Below are 16,904 nucleotides of genomic sequence, written 5' to 3'. Positions count from 1 at the left end.
TGTAAAATCACTTAACCGGTAGGAATGATCACATTTTTGTGCTGCTTGGCATCATAGGCAAAACTGAGCTGACGATGATAGTAATAGGTTATACTTTGTTAGAATGCGTTGTTTTTACTTTATTGCGGGATATTTTATGCAAGCCATTTTGCGTCTTAATCAGCTAGGTTGTTTCTTGCTGAGCTTTATCTGTTTTAGTGTGGTGATCCAGCCCGCAATTGCAGCACCCAAAACAGTGAAAGAAAGACCGACTATTGGTCTTGTTCTCAGTGGTGGTGGCGCCAAAGGCACTGCGCACATTGGTGTGCTAAAAGTGCTTGAAAAACACAATATCCCTGTCGATTATATTGCCGGAACCAGTATTGGAGCCTACGTAGCAGGCATGTCTGCGCTGGGTTACAGTGCTGATCAAATTGAAAAAATCATGCTCAATGGTCAATGGGCTAAAGGGTATTCTGACACCATCCCCCGCGAGAGCTTAAGTTACCGTGATAAACAACAACGTGATCAATTCAATATTCCGCTAACTGTTGGCTATAACAACAATAGTTTAACCTCACCCAGTGGTTTGTTACGTGGGCAAACCATGTCGTTACTGCTTAGGCACTCAACCGATTTGGTTGAGCAGTTTGGCGACTTTGACGATTTAGCGATTCCATATCGAGCAGTTGCAACCGACCTTGCAACAAGTGAGGCTGTGGTGTTGTCTAGTGGTAGTGTTGTACAAGCTATGCAGGCCTCTGCAACCGTACCTGGTGCATTACAACCAGCCATCATTGACGGCCGTTTATTGGTAGATGGTGGCATAGCAAATAATATGCCTGTAGACGTGGTAAAAGCCATGGGCGCAGACATTGTTATTGCCGTGGATATAGGCTCACCGCTCGTTGGCCAAGACAGGCTAGACAGCACAGTGGCTGTGCTTGAGCAGCTTTCAACTATGTTGACTCAAGCTAGTACAGCAAGACAAAAAACCTTACTGACAGAAAGAGATATTTTAATTCGCCCTGCCATTGACGTATTAAGCACCACTGACTTTTCGATAATGCCGTTGGCGTTAAAGTTAGGGGAAGATGCAGCTAATATTCAATTAGAAAAACTTAAAAAATTGAGCATAAAAGAGCCTGCCTATTTAGCTTATCAAGCCGATAAAAAGCAGCAAAGTTTGCGCTGGATCGACCCACTTAAAAAGCCGATTTATAAAATTGCCTTTAATAACCAATCTAAAGTCAGTGAAAAGTTACTGCGTGAACGATTAGGCATTAACAAAGGTGATGTGCTAACTAAAGAAGAGTTAGCCGCTGCGTTAAAGCGGGTTTATGCATTAAACAAATTTGAGCGAGTCGATGCTGAGTTTGAAGATGTAGAGCAAGGCCGCATTATTACTGTTACTACTCGGGCTAAATCGTGGGGACCTAATTATTTTCAAGCGGGTTTTAACTGGGAAGATGACTTTAGTTTAGATTCTGCCATCACACTAAGTTTGGCATACACCATGACAGATTTAACCCAAATGGGGGGAGAGTGGCGTAATGAAGTTGAATTAGGGTACCGTAAATTAGTCGCGTCGGAGTTTTATCAACCGCTTGATCGCGACCAAACTTTTTACAGTTTAGCCCGAGTGCAATATCAAATGCGCAGTTGGGATTTACTCGACCAAGACAGTAGTTATTTATTGCTGGAAAATAACGCCGCCCAACTAGAGCTTGGTATTGGTTACAATTATGATTCTGACGGTTTAATAGAATTAGGCTTTATTGGTGAAGATGGCCAAGTGAAAAGTGAGGTCGACTCACAAGACTCAATTAATTACCATTCTACCGGCGCCTATTTAAAGCTGACCTATGACACCCTAAACAGCATTAGTTTTCCTACAGAAGGTAATCGCTTTACGTTTACCAGCTACTTAAGGGATGAATCTTATAGCGGCGTGACCAGTTCAGACAACCCATTTGGTGACGATTTAGCCTGGCAGTTTGAAGCCGACTGGAAAGGTGCGCTGCAGTTAGGAAATCACGCAATTGTGGGTAAAGTGGAACTGGCAACCACTCAAAATGACGGTAGCTTTACCTTACACGTAGCTGAATTAGGCGGTTTTTTGAATCTATCTGGCTACCGTAAAGATACGCTTGTAGGTGCGCATAAAATATTCAGTGCAGTGATTTACCAATACGATTTAGGCCGTGATGTACTCATTACCGATTTACCTTTGTATTTGGGGGTGAGTTTAGAGGGCGGCAATGTGTGGTTTGAGCGCAGTGAGATGGAGCTCGATGACTTAATTTACGCCAGTAGTTTATATTTGGGTACCGATACAGATTGGGGGCCAGCAGCATTGGGGCTAGGGGTAACAGACCGTGGCGATAAGGCATTTTATCTGTTTTTAGGTAAAAACTTTTAAAAATGTATGCAGTGCAACAAAATGGCAGCCTCGGCTGCCATTTTTGTTTAATTAAGCTTCACACTCAGCGCGAGAGGCTAAGTCAGCATAAAAATGATCACTGATTTATCCTGATTGGTACAAATTGTCGACTTTACGCGCTGACCGTTTGCAGTAAAGCGGGCAGTTGGCTTGCATCGGCAAGTTGGTGATGGGCTATTACCCACTTGGCTTGGTTGGCGGTATGCGGTGCAGGAATTGCAACGGTTTGCATCGTGGCAGCTCGGGCAGCAATTAAACCATTAAATGAGTCTTCAATTGCAATACATTGGCTTGGTGCAACGCCCAATGCTTTGGCGCAGTTTAAATACACCTCTGGATGCGGCTTGCCGTAAGCCAAATTCTCTGCCGACTCTAGCGCCTCAAAATAATGGCCAATATTGAGTTTGGAAAGCACAGCGTTAATTATCTTTGATGATGACGATGTCGCCAGACCAATTTTAAGGCCAAGTTGTTTGCAAGCTTCGAGTGAGTCAATCACCCCTAGCATTGGCTCACCCGTCGCGTTAATTTGTGCAATGACTTCATTAACGATTTTATTTGCGGTTGCACTGTTGTCATAATCCGGCCAAGGAAAACGCTGATACCAATAACTGACGACATGATCTATGCGCAGTCCAGTGGTTTGTTCTACTTCTTCAAGTGTCAGGTTGAGGCCAAAACTGTTTAATACGGTTTGTTCGGCTAACTGCCATGCGGGCTCAGAATCAATTAAAATTCCGTCCATATCGAAAATAACCGCTTCTATTTGGGTTGACACTGCTTTGACTCCTGAAAGGTATTTTATTTGCCGTAAATTATCACGTTGTTAGTGGTTAGGTGCAATTAAAATGGATTTTTTAAAAAAAAATTCATCATCAAAGCGGATATTTTTCGGTGCAGACTTTAATTGATGGGTGCCTGGTAAGTAAATGTATTTAAAAGGTTTTTAGGCTGTTTCAAACTATTGTCTAATTTTAATTAATAACGTAAGCCATTAAATTGATTATTAGCTTGATAAATCGAGTTGATTTCATGCCTCTAACAGTGTGAGCTGATTCATACTTTTATAAAGCTGTAGTATACTGAATGTCGGATTTCAAGCCCGAACCTGTGGAATTATCAGCACCTTGAAAAGCGTGCTGAGTTTCGCCGTTAGGCGTCAAACAAAGAGGAATGTTGCCGTGCTAGAAGCATATCGTAAACACGTCGAAGAGCGTGCTGCAGTGGGTATTGTCCCAAAGCCATTAGATGCACAACAAGTGGCTGAATTAGTAAAATTAGTTGAGACTCCACCGGCTGGTGAAGAAGCTGTGATCCTCGACTTATTAGAAAACCGTATTCCACCTGGTGTTGATGAAGCTGCCTACGTAAAAGCAGCATTCTTAGATGCAGTCGCCAAAGGCACTGTAAAATCACCGATATTATCAGCTGATCGTGCCGTTGAGCTGTTAGGCACTATGCAAGGTGGTTATAACATTGAGCCGTTAATCGCTCAGTTAGATAACCAAGCCTTAGCACCATTGGCTGTTAAAGCATTATCAAACACATTATTGATGTTTGATTCGTACCACGACGTGGTTGAAAAAATGCAAGCAGGTAACACTGCTGCAAAACAAGTCGTTGAGTCTTGGGCAAACGCAGATTGGTTCTTAAACCGTCCTAAACTTGCCGACAAAGTGACCTTGACTGTATTTAAAGTGTCGGGTGAAACCAACACTGATGACCTGTCTCCTGCACCTGATGCATGGTCACGTCCTGATATCCCGTTGCACGCACTTGCGATGCTGAAAAACGCCCGTGACGGTATTGTGCCTGACGTGTCTGGCGAAGTGGGCCCGATTAAAGAAATCGAAGCATTAAAAACCAAAGGCCACCCGCTTGTTTATGTTGGTGACGTAGTTGGTACGGGTTCATCACGTAAATCAGCAACTAACTCAGTATTGTGGTTCATGGGTGATGATATCCCATTTGTGCCAAACAAACGTGCTGGTGGTTTCTGTTTAGGCGGTAAAATTGCCCCGATTTTCTTCAATACTATGGAAGATGCTGGTGCATTACCGATTGAGCTTGACGTAAGCAATATGGAAATGGGCGATGTAATCGACATTTACCCATACGAAGGCGTTGTTAAGCGTGGCGGTACTGACGAAGTTATCTCTACATTTGAACTAAAAACTGACGTACTACTTGATGAAGTTCGTGCTGGTGGTCGTATTCCATTGATCATCGGTCGTGGTTTAACTGATCGCGCACGTGAAACATTAGGTTTACCAGCATCTGACGTTTTTGTACGTCCACAAGCTGTTGCTGCGTCAAACAAGGGCTTTACCCTTGCTCAAAAAATGGTTGGTAAAGCGTGTGGCGTAACGGGTATTCGTCCTGGCCAATACTGTGAACCTAAAATGACTTCAGTGGGTTCGCAAGACACGACCGGCCCAATGACTCGTGATGAGTTAAAAGACTTAGCCTGTTTAGGGTTTAGTGCTGATTTAACTATGCAGTCATTCTGTCACACTGCCGCATATCCAAAACCAGTTGACGTGAATACTCACCATACATTACCAGACTTCATCATGAACCGTGGTGGTGTATCATTACGCCCAGGTGATGGTGTTATTCACTCTTGGTTAAACCGTATGCTATTGCCTGATACCGTTGGTACTGGTGGTGACTCTCATACGCGTTTCCCAATTGGTATTTCTTTCCCAGCAGGTTCTGGTTTAGTGGCATTTGCTGCTGCAACAGGTGTAATGCCTCTTGATATGCCAGAGTCAATTTTAGTTCGTTTTAAAGGTGAAATGCAGCCAGGTATCACATTACGTGATCTTGTACATGCTATTCCATTAAAAGCGATTGAAATGGGTCTGCTAACGGTTGAGAAAAAAGGCAAAATCAATGCTTTCTCTGGCCGTGTATTAGAAATTGAAGGTCTTGAAAAACTAAAAGTTGAACAAGCATTCGAACTTTCTGACGCATCTGCAGAGCGTAGCGCGGCAGGCTGTACTATTAAGTTAGACAAAGAGCCAATCATTGAATACTTAAACTCTAACATCGTAATGTTAAAGTGGATGATCAGTGAAGGCTACGGCGATCGTCGTACTATTGAGCGTCGTATTAAAGCAATGGAAGAGTGGATTGCAAACCCAGAGTTGATGGAAGCTGATAAAGATGCAGAATATGCAGAAATTATCGAAATCGACTTAAACGACATTAAAGAGCCAATCCTTTGTGCACCAAACGATCCTGATGATGCTGTACTGTTATCAAGCGTTGCGCAAACTAAGATTGACGAAGTGTTTGTGGGTTCTTGTATGACAAACATCGGTCACTTCCGTGCTACCGGTAAGATGTTAGACAAGTTTGCTAAAACACTGCCAACACGTTTATGGATTGCACCACCAACTAAGATGGACCGCGATCAGTTAACCGAAGAAGGTTACTACTCAATCTTTGGCCGTGTCGGTGCTCGCATCGAGATCCCAGGTTGTTCGCTATGTATGGGTAACCAGGCTCGTGTTGCTGAAAACTCGACTGTTGTTTCAACATCAACGCGTAACTTCCCTAACCGTTTAGGTACTGGTGCAAACGTATACTTAGCGTCTGCTGAGTTAGCGGCTGTAGCGGCATTATTAGGCCGTTTACCGTCTCCAGAAGAGTATCAAGAATACGCTAAAGAGTTAGATGCTACAGCAGCTGACACTTACCGTTACTTGAACTTCGATCAAATCGACTCTTACACTAAGAAAGCCGACAGCGTGATTTTCCAATCAGCGGTTTAAGTTTGTATTAGTTAATTGTTGAACCCAAAATGCCAGCAGAAATGCTGGCATTTTTGTTTGGTTAAATTTTATATTGGTAACGCATTTTTTGACAAAGGCTTGTTAGCTACTGTCTCATCGTTCTAACTCTAACTCTAACTCTAACTCTAACTCTAACTCTAACTCTAACTCTAACGTCCTAGCGTCGTCCCGGTAATGCTTTTGAGCCGGGATCGAGGTGTTTGTGCTTTGAACTTTTGTGCAGAATTTGCTGTGGGTGGCTCTGTTTTACCATTTCTGGATAGGAAGGTTTTATACCATTTAACTCAAAAAAACTAAGCTGCTAAGTAGCGATACTTAATGAAATCACTTCTATGACACGCGGTGAACCCATCCATGGGCGCTCTGCGAAAACATCCATGTTTTCGAAGGTCATAGCCGCGATTACATCCGCCGTATGGGTATCTTCGATTTAACCTTATTTGTTATTTAAAGATTTAACGTATTTCTGGATAAAGCCTGATAACTACAGTCTCATCGTCCTAACTCTGACGTCCTAGCGTCGTCCCGGTAATGCTTTTGAGCCGGGACCCAGGTGTTATTTGTGCTTTGAACTTTTGTGCAGGATTTGCTGTGAGTGACTCTGTTTTACTGCTTTATTGTCACACTAGGCAACGATACTCAATGAAATCACTTCTATGACACGCGGTGAATCCATCCATGGACGCTCTGCGAAAACATCCATGTTTTCGAAGGTCATAGCCGCGATTACATCCGCCGTTTGGGTATCTTCGACTTAACCTTGTTTGTAGTTGAACGATTTAACGCAACGCTTGATAACTACATTCTCGTCGTCCCGGCAATGCTTTTGAGCCGGGATCCAGGTGTTTGCTTGTACTTTTATACTTATGGCCGCAGGCCATACCCAAACAAACTTTGCCGCAAAAATGTGTTGGTATATTGACGTTAAAATGGAGAAATCAACTCTGGACTTAAAGTTGATTTAGCAATATTGGCCATGGCTAAAAAGCAAAGGCTCAGTAAAACCTTTGCAGATAAGAATAATTTCGCTGCTTCTCGATAGAGTAGGTTGTGGCATGTTATCGTTGAACATGAACTAAACAGTAAGTCACTTATTAAAGTGATGTCCGAGCAGTATTTTACTGACATTCCCTTTTGCTTTGTATGACGCAATCAGTATGTATATAAAGCCGAACATGCCGCCCATGATAATGCTCAAAAATCCATATATTGCGCCTTTCAGTTTTGATTCTTCACGCCAAAACACCCATGAACATAAAATCAACAAATGAATTAAAAAGTCGGTATTAAACTGCTGACGCCAAGGGTGACCAACAAATAAATCACCAAAATAGATGGCGGGCCAATTCATTCCAGCTTTTACGACGGCATAAGCCGTTATGCTCATAATAAGTACCCATGATAATAATAATGCAGCCCTAAAATACGTCATCGCTTTTACTCTTTAGTGTGTGTTGTCACTATAATGATACCGTGAGGTAATAAAATCCATTACCTCTGTGGTAATGGTTCTCGCGACAAATCGAGTTAATATGATTGGATACAAGATGAATAAGGATCAGTATGAATACGTTTGGTGAGCAGTTACGTTTTTGGCGTAAGGGTCGTCATTTGAGTCAACTGGATTTAGCTCTTGAGGCGAATGTGAGCAGCAAACATATTAGCTTTATTGAAACGGGCCGTGCTAAACCAAGCAAAGAAATGGTGCTTAACTTGTGTGAAGTGTTGAATTTGCCCTTTAGAAACCGTAATGAATTAATGACATTAGCAGGCTTTGCTGAACACTATGTACGCACTCCATTAAGCGATACTGAAAGGGTGGAGGTTGCGCGCATTCTTGAGTTTATTGTTGCTAGGCATGAACCATTTCCTGCGATAGTGGTGGATTGGAACTGGAATGTGGTTATTCGCAATAAAGGCTTTGAAAAATTAATCGGCTTAATCACGGCAGAGCACAAGCAATTTATTTTGCACGACAATATTGCTCATTGGTTAATGCACCCTAATGGTCTGCGTCTTGTGATGAGTAATTGGCAGGAAGTGGCTAGCACGACGCTACAACGCCTGAGTATCGAGGATCAGCACGCCCCAAAACGCCATGACGAATTGATTCAGTCCTTATCTCAATATCCTGACGTGGCTAACTTATTGGAAGATAAAACGCATATTGTGTCTACTGAGCCTTTTATTTATGTCGATTTTGTTATTAATGGCACAGCGCTGCGCTTTTTAACCACATTAACCTCATTCGGCACACCGTTAGACATCACAGCATCTGAATTGTTAATGGAGCATTACTATCCCGCTAATGCCCAAACCGAACTATTTTTAGACAATTTATAAGTAGTGATTTTAGTAAATCAACTGAATAAATGTGTCTACAGTATTCATGACTACCTTAATCTGTAGTGGGTGAGGCGTCACGATTTTATTCGCCGTAATCATTAGCGCAAAGCGTTAACGCGACTACTGCTACGAATACTTTATATTCATATTAATCAGTGGCTCGCGCGAACCTTTTTCTGCCCGCAATCTGGCTAAATATTGCTGCCATAGCTCGGCTTGATTACTGCATAAATTGTATAGCACTTGCCAAGAATACAAACCGGTATCGTGGCCATCATCAAACACAATTTTAACCGCATAATGGCCTACAGGCTCAATCGCGGTGATGTTTACGGCTTTTTTGTGAGTCACTAATATAGGGTCGCCATGACGCTGTACCTCAGCCGATGGGGAGAATACTCGCAGCATTTCACAGCTAATGCTGTGGGTTTGTCCGTTATCGAATGTGACTTCAAGTAACTTGGATTGACGCTTAAGCTTAATGCCTGTAACGGTTGGCGTTGATTGAGTCATGAGAATACCTGTGAAAAAAAGGATTAACGCTAAATCGCAGATTATCATCATACGCGACTTTGCAGTTAATCCTATTGTTGTCATTTGCATTCGTGATGTCGGTTTAAATCGATTTTCACACTCGCCTTTAGGCCGTATACCAGTAAAGGCGATTTAGCTTAAATCACTTATAAAATAAAGCGGCTTAAATCTTCATCTTGTACCAAGGTATCAAGATGATCGTCTACGTATTTCGCGTCAATCACATACGTGGAACCTGACTTTTCAGAGGCGTCATACGAGATCTCTTCCATCAGCTTTTCCATTACGGTGTGCAAACGGCGTGCGCCGATATTTTCAGTGCGCTCGTTTACTTGCCATGCGGCTTCTGCGATGCGCTCAATACCCGACTCGGTAAACTCAATTGTCACACCTTCTGTGGCCATTAACGCAATAATTTGCTCTGTTAATGAGGCGTTAGGTTCGGTGAGAATACGTTTAAAATCACTGGCGGTTAGGGCGTCTAATTCAACCCGAATAGGTAAACGTCCTTGCAACTCTGGGATTAAATCCGATGGTTTTGACATCTGGAATGCGCCCGAGGCAATAAACAGAATATGATCTGTTTTCACCATGCCGTGTTTTGTGGTTACCGTGCAGCCTTCTACTAACGGCAATAGATCGCGCTGTACGCCTTCGCGTGACACATCTGGGCCTGAGCTTTCACCACGCTTACAAATTTTGTCGATTTCGTCTAAAAATACAATGCCATTTTGTTCAACAAGTTCAATAGCCTGCTCTTTAAGATCTTCTTGATTAACCAGCTTTGCTGCTTCGTCTTCGACTAATTGTTTGTAGGCATCTTTAATTTTAAGCTTTTTGCGTTTTGAGGTGCTTTGGCCAAGATTTTGGAATAACCCTTGTAACTGATTGGTCATTTCTTCCATGCCTGGTGGTGCCATGATTTCAACACCAATTTGCGGCGCGGCTATATCGATTTCGATTTCTTTGTCGTCTAATTGGCCTTCGCGCAGCTTTTTGCGAAATATTTGACGAGTATTCGAGTCATCTTTCTTTTCTGTGTCCCAGTCATCTTTAGGTGCTGGCAATAACGCATCCAAAATACGCTCTTCTGCCATTTCTTCAGCGCGATGACGGCACTTTTTCATTTGTTGCTCGCGGGTCATTTTCACCGCTGAGTCGGTTAAATCACGGATGATTTGCTCAACTTCTTTACCAACATAACCTACCTCGGTAAATTTTGTCGCTTCGACTTTAATAAAGGGCGCATTAGCTAATTTGGCAAGACGACGGGCGATTTCGGTTTTACCCACACCTGTAGGGCCAATCATTAAGATGTTTTTGGGGGTGACTTCATGGCGCAACGTTGGCTCAAGTTGCATTCTGCGCCAGCGATTACGAAGGGCTACCGCTACCGAGCGTTTGGCATTTTTTTGGCCGATGATATGTGAATCTAGTTCGTGAACAATTTCACGAGGAGTCATTTCAGACATAACTGTTCCTTTATTAACGCTCGAATTAGTAATCTAACTTTTCGATAGTTTTAAATTGGTTAGTAAATACACAAATGTCGCCAGCAATTGTTAAAGACTTTTCTGCAATGTCTTGGGCGCTGAGTTCGGTATTTTGTAAAAGTGCAAGTGCGGCTGCTTGGGCATAGTTGCCACCTGAGCCAATGGCAATAAGGTCGTGCTCTGGCTGCACCACATCGCCGTTTCCGGTAATAATTAATGAGGCTTCTGCGTCGGCCACCACGAGCATGGCTTCGAGTTTGCGCAGCATTCTGTCGGTGCGCCAATCTTTGGCGAGCTCAACAGCTGACTTTAATAAATGGCCTTGATGCATTTCTAGCTTGGCTTCAAAGCGCTCAAAAAGAGTAAAAGCATCGGCAGTACCGCCTGCAAAACCAGCTAACACCTTATTATGATACAAGCGACGCACTTTTCGAGCGTTGCCTTTCATGACGGTATTGCCTAAAGATACTTGGCCATCACCAGCGATGACAACTTGGTTATTGCGACGAACAGATACGATAGTAGTCACGGAAAATCCTCTTTTAATGCATCAACGAATGCAATTGTTGATTCATGATTAAAATGGATATGGGGCCAAAAGAAGAGATATCAAGGACACAATAAAAAAAGCCCCGTTCAAGTGAACAGGGCTGATGAAAGTTTACCGCGTTAGTCGATTGAAAAGCGTTATTGCCATAACCAAATTTGACAGGTGTTGATACCTGCTTTTTGCATTTTATGGCGATTGGTTTCCGCTTCGCGTTTGCTCGGGAAGGGGCCAAGCACGACACGATACCAAATACCGTTGGCGCCTTCGCTGCGACGTACCTGTGCTTCCATACCTTGAAATGCAATGCGGGCTTTCATTTCATTGGCTTGTGACTCTTGCCTAAACGAGCCACACTGCATTTGATAAATGCCGCTAGAAACTACGCCCGTTGCGGGTAAATCAATTTCAACTTCTTTGTTTTCTAGCTCTTCAAGGTAGGTCCATTCTTCTTGAGGCATTGGTGGCAACTCATTTGGATCGGGTTTAGCTACTTTTTTCACTTCGGCTTTTGGCTCTGCTTCAGCTTTTACCGTTTTCTTTTTGGGTTGCTGCACGGGCTCTGTTACTTGGGTTTCAGAGCTACCGTTGATCGACCATAAAAAGTAACCAAAGCCTGCAACAAGCGCTAACACAACAAATACAGGCAGATACGGAAAACCGCCCGTGGGCGCTTTTTTACGCTGTGGCGCACGGCTTTTACGTGGTTTGCTTGTATTAGGTTTGCGGTTTGCGTAGTCACGACTCATGATTACATCCGCTCTAACGTGTCAATGCCAAGCAATGACAAGCCTGTTTTTAGTGTTTTAGCGGTTAATTGCGATAGCAGTAAACGGCTTTGCTTTTGTTCTTCGGTGTCAGCGGCTAATACTGGACATGCCTCGTAAAAGCTTGAAAACTCACTGGCCAACTCGTATAGGTAGCCACACAGTACATGAGGCAAACCTTTGTCGGTCATGCGGGTTAACACTTCACCAAATTGGGCTAGTTTAGTGCCTAAATCTTTTTCTTTTTCGTGCTCAAGTGTAATTTTTGCCTGGCTTAAGTCGATGTCTTCAACACGTTTAAAAATACCGGCTACACGGGTGTAGGCATATAGCAAGTATGGTGCGGTGTTGCCTTCAAAACTTAACATTTGCTCAAAGCTGAAAATATAATCGCTAGTGCGGTTTTTCGATAAGTCAGCGTATTTTACTGCGCTAATACCCACGACACGTGCGATTTCAGTGATTGTTGCCTCGTCCATGTCTGGATTTTTGCTGCGAACCAGTTCAAGCGCGCGCACGTTGGCTTCGTCTAGTAGGTCGACGAGTTTAACCACACCGCCTGAGCGGGTTTTAAAGGGGCGGCCATCTTCGCCGTTCATGGTGCCAAAGCCTGTGTGCTCTAAAGACATGTCTTCACGAACAAATTTTGCCAGTTTAGCTAGGCTAAATACCTGTTGAAAGTGCAGTGCTTGGCGTAAGTCAACAAAGTACATGGCACGGTCGGCTTTGAGTACGTTTGAGCGGTAACGCATGGCGGCTAAATCGGATGTGGCATATAGGTAACCGCCATCAGCTTTTTGAATAATAACCGGTAATGGCTCGCCTTCTTTAGTGCGAAACTCTTCTTGGAACACCACTTTAGCGCCATTACTTTCGCTTAGTAAACCTTGGGCGTCTAAATCGTTAACCACTTGGGCAAGGTCTGCGTTGTATGCGCTTTCGCCGTGAACATCAGCACGGGTTAAGCTCACACCAAGACGCTGATAAACTTCATGGCAGTGACTGAGTGAGATGTCGTTAAACTCACGCCACAGTTTATTGCAGTATTCGTCGCCCGATTGTAAGGCAACCACTAGCTGGCGTGCACGAGTGGCAAACTCACTTGACTCATCAAAACGGACTTTGGCTGCACGGTAAAACGTTTCTAAGTCTGACAATTCCATTTGCGCTTGTTCGCCATTGGCGGCACGTAATTCTTCCATGTATGCCAATAACATACCAAATTGCGTGCCCCAGTCTCCCACGTGGTTTTGGCGAATCACGTTATGACCTAAAAACTCAAGCGCACGGACAACGCTGTCACCAATGATGGTTGAGCGTAAATGGCCAACGTGCATTTCTTTGGCGAGGTTTGGCGATGAATAGTCGACAACGATAGTTTGTTTAGCCGGTAAGGCTACGCCTAAGTGTTCATCGTTTAAGGCGTGTTGTAGTTGATTGGCTAATGCATTGTCGTCGATAAAAAAGTTAATAAAACCTGGGCCTGCAATTTCAACTTTAGCAACGTGCGATGACGTCGGTAAATTGTCGATAATCAATTGGGCAAGTTCGCGCGGGTTCTTTTGGGCTACTTTGGTCAGCATCATTGCCAGGTTAGTCGCTAAGTCTCCATGACTTTTATCTTTAGTGCGATCGACCTGAATGCGTGCTTGAAAATCAGCTGGCACAATACCTTGCTGTTTAAAAGATTCGAGGGTTTGTTCTAGTAAAGATTCAATATGTGATTTCATGGGCGTTTGCTTGCACTAACTCGTTAAATGAATGACATGACGGAACCGCGTATTTTAGCCGTTTATGGGGTACGATTGCTATCTGCTTTGGCGGAAATATTGGTTTTTTTATCATAAACCTGAATAACAATCTAAATGAACGGTATTACAGAGGTTATAAGTAATGATGACACTGTGGTATTACATTAAATCTTGTGGGTCGCGATCAATCGTCCAGCGGCATCGTTTCGCTTCTGGGAGTTGTTCCATTTGGCTAAGGACCTGTTCAAAGACGCTCTGAAGTTGTTGGCGACTTTTGGCTTGCAGCATTAACTGGCGGCGGTATTTTCCGGCTTTGCGGTCTAATGGCGCTGGAATGGGCCCAATAACCTCAAGCTCGTTATCCTGAGGAATGAGTTGGCTTATTTGGGCTAAAAAGGCATCGGCATCTTGAGCTAAATGCGCCTCTGCACGAATTAACACCATGTGCCAAGCGGGGGGCAATAATGCTTGTTGGCGTTCAGACAGCTGGCTGCGGGCAAATTCGCCATAACCTCGTTGCAGCAAGTCGCGCAAAATAGGGTTATCACTTTGGTGGGTTTGCAGTAGCACTTTACCGGGTTTGTCGGCCCGCCCTGCACGGCCAGATACTTGAGTATAGAGCTGGCCAAATCGCTCAGGCGCACGAAAATCGGCACTAAATAATGCACCGTCAACATCAAGTAAACCCACTAATGTTACATCGGGAAAATGATGCCCTTTGGCCAGCATTTGAGTACCCACCAAAATTTTATATTTACCCATGTAAATCCCTTGTAACTGTTGCTCAAGGGAGCCTTTTCGGCGCGTTGTGTCGCGGTCAATACGCACAACCGGATGCTGCGGAAACAGCTTAACCAGCTCTTGCTCGAGCTGTTCTGTGCCTAAACCGTGCCCCATTAACATGGTGCTTCCGCATTGGTGGCATTGCTTAGGAATAGCATATTGATTGCCGCAGTGATGACAGCAAATTTCGTTTAAGCCTTGATGCACAGTAAAAAAAGCATCGCAGCGATCGCACTCGTGTAAATGGCCACATTCGTGGCACAACAAGGCTGGGGCAAATCCTCTACGGTTTAAAAACAACAACACTTGGTTGCCAGCATCAAGGTGCATGCGCATTTCGTTAATTAATGATGCTGACATGCCGGCTTTTAAGGGCTGTGAGGTAATATCGATGGTGCCTTGTTTTACTTTTTGTGCCACCCCCGCACGTTCACTTAACTCAAGGTGATGATAACGGCCCGATATCGCATTTTGTAGAGTTTCAAGCGAGGGTGTTGCTGATCCAAGTACCACTTGAACGTCTTCTAAATGGCCACGCATAACGGCTAAGTCGCGCGCATGGTAGCGCACCCCTTCTTGTTGTTTAAAGCTACTGTCGTGTTCTTCATCTAAAATGATAAGACCAGGAAACGCCATTGGGGTGAACAGCGCTGAACGGGTGCCAATAATAATGGCCGCTTCGCCCACGCGAGCTTGTCGCCAGGCCTCCAGGCGTTGATTGTCGGTGAGCCCTGAATGAATCACCGCGACGTTTACCTCAAAGCGGCGTTTAAAGCGATTTATGGTTTGTGGGGTTAAGCCTATTTCTGGCACCAAAATCAGTGCCTGTTTGCCTTGTTTTAAAATGGTTTCGAGCAAGGTTAAATAGACTTCGGTTTTCCCCGAGCCAGTAACGCCTTCTAGTAAGGTGCAATGAAACCCTTTTTGTTGTGTTAGCACAGAAACCGCTACAGCTTGCTGTTTATTTAACTTGTGTGGCGACTCGTTCATTTGCAGCTTGTGACGCCAGCTTAAATCGTGAGTGATGTGCGCACTTTTTTGTTCTATCCAGCCTTTGTCTTGTAATGCTTTAAGGGCTGATTTACTTAAGGCTTGAGTGGTCAGCTCATCTTGGGTTAGCGGATTTGCTAGCAATAACTCAAAGAGTTTTTTTTGGGCTGGCGCTCGGTTAAGTACGCTTGGCTCTGCCTGGCGACCTTGTTCGGTTAAGTGATATTCCACTATGGCTTGTGGTGTTGCATCTAATCCTTTACGCAGTGCCACAGGAAGTGCTTGGCTGAGCATTTGTCCTTGGGAGGTAAAATAATATCGTGCCGCCCAAAGCGTTAATTTATATAGCGACTCTGGCAGTATTGGGGCATCATCTAGCAAAGCGGTGACAGATTTAACTTGCTGCGGTGCTAAATCACAAGTATCGGTAATGGCGGTGATTAAACCAATCAGTTGTTGACGGCCAAAAGGTACTTTTACTCGCAGTCCTACTTGCACTATTGTTTGTTGCTCGTCTTTTACGCGGTAACTAAAATTTTGGCGTAAGGGCACAGGTAAGGCGACTTCAACAAACATTGGCATAGGGCTTCACATTATCTGATTTATTAGGGATTGTTATCAGTTTACCTCTAAGTGTCATCAAAGAGATAGGGCAGTGTTATGTGTAAAAGACTCATTATGGTCTTGTGTGTTAGCTTTGGTTTATGGGCAAATGCTCAACCAGTATTGGCACAGGTTAATCACGTTAGCATTAATAGTCGGCAATCTGAGCTGGACCAGCCCCCTTTGTTAAAAGTTAATCTAGTGGCCCAAAATGATGATTGGTCACAGTTGAGTTTTTATCTTCGCCAAAAAGTCGATGGCGCGATGCAACAACAAGAGTTAACGGTTGAGCCTATTAATCGTTTTTTGTTACAAATCACAGGTGCTAAAACGGTTACCGACCCAAATGCCCAGGTAATTATTATGGAGCGCCATGCGAGTAACACAGTGGTATTAGCCGTTATTGCCCTGTTTGACGCCCCGTTGTCTTTTGCTAGTGCCGTGCGGGTTGAGAGTAAAGCGTTTGGTAGTACTCAGTTAGTCACGGCAGCTGACGACGCGCCGCAAAACACGCAGCAGACTGCAATAGCAGCTAAAACGACAACCGATGATAATGCAGTTGCACGCCAGAATACATCGGGTCATTGCCAGATAATTAAAGATAATTCGGATACGTTGTGGCGAATTGCTGAACGCTATAAAAATGAGTGGAATACCAGTGTATACGGTGCGATGTTAGCAATATTTGAGGCAAATTTACTCTCTTTTTCAAAGCAAAAAATTCATTTATTATTGAAAAACGCCCCTTTGGTGTGTCCGTCTTCAGCAATATTGGCTCAATATGACAATAAAGCAGTAGATAGAGAAGTGTTTGAAGTGATAGAGGCTAAACATGCTGCGAAATAACGTTTAAAGCACAATGTGCCTA

At 43.8% G+C, this 16,904-nt stretch carries 12 protein-coding genes; 4 read left to right on the top strand and 8 right to left on the bottom strand.

Annotated features, from left to right (window positions below):
* The first annotated feature begins 136 nt into the window (after positions 1–136).
* Complete coding sequence (locus tag IEW93_RS12475; protein ID WP_188739656.1) at positions 137–2,401, top strand: patatin-like phospholipase family protein; 2,265 nt, start codon at positions 137–139, stop codon at positions 2,399–2,401.
* Between the two features lie 133 nt (positions 2,402–2,534).
* Here IEW93_RS12475 and hxpB read toward each other — a convergent pair whose 3' ends face one another.
* Positions 2,535–3,200: a hexitol phosphatase HxpB gene (hxpB, locus tag IEW93_RS12470; protein WP_188739655.1), complete on the bottom strand. Its 666-nt coding sequence runs from the start codon at positions 3,198–3,200 to the stop codon at positions 2,535–2,537.
* Between the two features lie 403 nt (positions 3,201–3,603).
* Between hxpB and acnB the strand changes: the two genes are divergently transcribed.
* Positions 3,604–6,201 (top strand): bifunctional aconitate hydratase 2/2-methylisocitrate dehydratase, encoded by a 2,598-nt coding sequence (gene acnB / locus IEW93_RS12465; RefSeq protein ID WP_188739654.1) that lies wholly within the window; start codon positions 3,604–3,606, stop codon positions 6,199–6,201.
* Between the two features lie 1,108 nt (positions 6,202–7,309).
* Here the strand turns inward: acnB and IEW93_RS12460 are convergent.
* Positions 7,310–7,654 carry a hypothetical protein gene (locus IEW93_RS12460; RefSeq protein WP_188739653.1) on the bottom strand — a complete coding sequence of 115 codons (345 nt, stop codon included), beginning with the start codon at positions 7,652–7,654 and terminating at the stop codon, positions 7,310–7,312.
* 131 nt (positions 7,655–7,785) lie between these two features.
* Between IEW93_RS12460 and IEW93_RS12455 the strand changes: the two genes are divergently transcribed.
* Positions 7,786–8,565, top strand: a complete 780-nt coding sequence (locus IEW93_RS12455) for a helix-turn-helix domain-containing protein (protein ID WP_188739652.1) — start codon at positions 7,786–7,788, stop codon at positions 8,563–8,565.
* Between the two features lie 129 nt (positions 8,566–8,694).
* On the opposite strand, the gene IEW93_RS12450 is transcribed toward IEW93_RS12455, so the two are convergent.
* From IEW93_RS12450 to priA, 6 genes are all read right to left on the bottom strand, one after another.
* Positions 8,695–9,081, bottom strand: coding sequence for a gamma-butyrobetaine hydroxylase family protein (locus IEW93_RS12450; protein ID WP_188739651.1), 387 nt, complete (start codon positions 9,079–9,081; stop codon positions 8,695–8,697).
* A gap of 167 nt (positions 9,082–9,248) precedes the next feature.
* Entirely contained in the window at positions 9,249–10,574 is a 1,326-nt protein-coding gene (gene hslU, locus IEW93_RS12445; protein WP_188739650.1) for an ATP-dependent protease ATPase subunit HslU, read from the bottom strand.
* Between the two features lie 25 nt (positions 10,575–10,599).
* Positions 10,600–11,124, bottom strand: coding sequence for an ATP-dependent protease subunit HslV (hslV, locus tag IEW93_RS12440; RefSeq protein WP_188739649.1), 525 nt, complete (start codon positions 11,122–11,124; stop codon positions 10,600–10,602).
* A gap of 158 nt (positions 11,125–11,282) precedes the next feature.
* Positions 11,283–11,894, bottom strand: a complete 612-nt coding sequence (locus IEW93_RS12435; protein ID WP_188739669.1) for an SPOR domain-containing protein — start codon at positions 11,892–11,894, stop codon at positions 11,283–11,285.
* Positions 11,894–13,639 carry an arginine--tRNA ligase gene (gene argS / locus IEW93_RS12430; protein WP_188739648.1) on the bottom strand — a complete coding sequence of 582 codons (1,746 nt, stop codon included), beginning with the start codon at positions 13,637–13,639 and terminating at the stop codon, positions 11,894–11,896. The genes IEW93_RS12435 and argS overlap by 1 nt, the downstream gene beginning before the upstream one ends.
* A 180-nt stretch (positions 13,640–13,819) precedes the next feature.
* On the bottom strand, positions 13,820–16,015 hold the full coding sequence (gene priA / locus IEW93_RS12425; protein WP_188739647.1) for a primosomal protein N': 2,196 nt from the start codon (positions 16,013–16,015) through the stop codon (positions 13,820–13,822).
* A gap of 78 nt (positions 16,016–16,093) precedes the next feature.
* On the opposite strand from priA, the gene IEW93_RS12420 reads away from it, so the two are divergent.
* Complete coding sequence (locus IEW93_RS12420) at positions 16,094–16,882, top strand: FimV/HubP family polar landmark protein (RefSeq protein WP_188739646.1); 789 nt, start codon at positions 16,094–16,096, stop codon at positions 16,880–16,882.
* Positions 16,883–16,904 lie beyond the last annotated feature (22 nt).

This window comes from Shewanella inventionis (genome assembly GCF_014641855.1).
In the GTDB taxonomy this organism is placed as follows: domain Bacteria; phylum Pseudomonadota; class Gammaproteobacteria; order Enterobacterales; family Shewanellaceae; genus Shewanella; species Shewanella inventionis.
This window is presented reverse-complemented; position numbering and strand designations above follow the sequence as displayed.

Excerpts from the sequence above, each read along its gene's own strand:
- IEW93_RS12475 (WP_188739656.1), top strand. The coding sequence starts at position 137 with ATGCAAGCCATTTTGCGTCTTAATCAGCTAGGTTGTTTCTTGCTGAGC.
- IEW93_RS12460 (WP_188739653.1), bottom strand. The coding sequence starts at position 7,654 with ATGACGTATTTTAGGGCTGCATTATTATTATCATGGGTACTTATTATG.
- IEW93_RS12455 (WP_188739652.1), top strand. The coding sequence starts at position 7,786 with ATGAATACGTTTGGTGAGCAGTTACGTTTTTGGCGTAAGGGTCGTCAT.
- IEW93_RS12450 (WP_188739651.1), bottom strand. The coding sequence starts at position 9,081 with ATGACTCAATCAACGCCAACCGTTACAGGCATTAAGCTTAAGCGTCAA.
- hslU (WP_188739650.1), bottom strand. The coding sequence starts at position 10,574 with ATGTCTGAAATGACTCCTCGTGAAATTGTTCACGAACTAGATTCACAT.
- argS (WP_188739648.1), bottom strand. The coding sequence starts at position 13,639 with ATGAAATCACATATTGAATCTTTACTAGAACAAACCCTCGAATCTTTT.
- priA (WP_188739647.1), bottom strand. The coding sequence starts at position 16,015 with ATGCCAATGTTTGTTGAAGTCGCCTTACCTGTGCCCTTACGCCAAAAT.
- IEW93_RS12420 (WP_188739646.1), top strand. The coding sequence starts at position 16,094 with ATGTGTAAAAGACTCATTATGGTCTTGTGTGTTAGCTTTGGTTTATGG.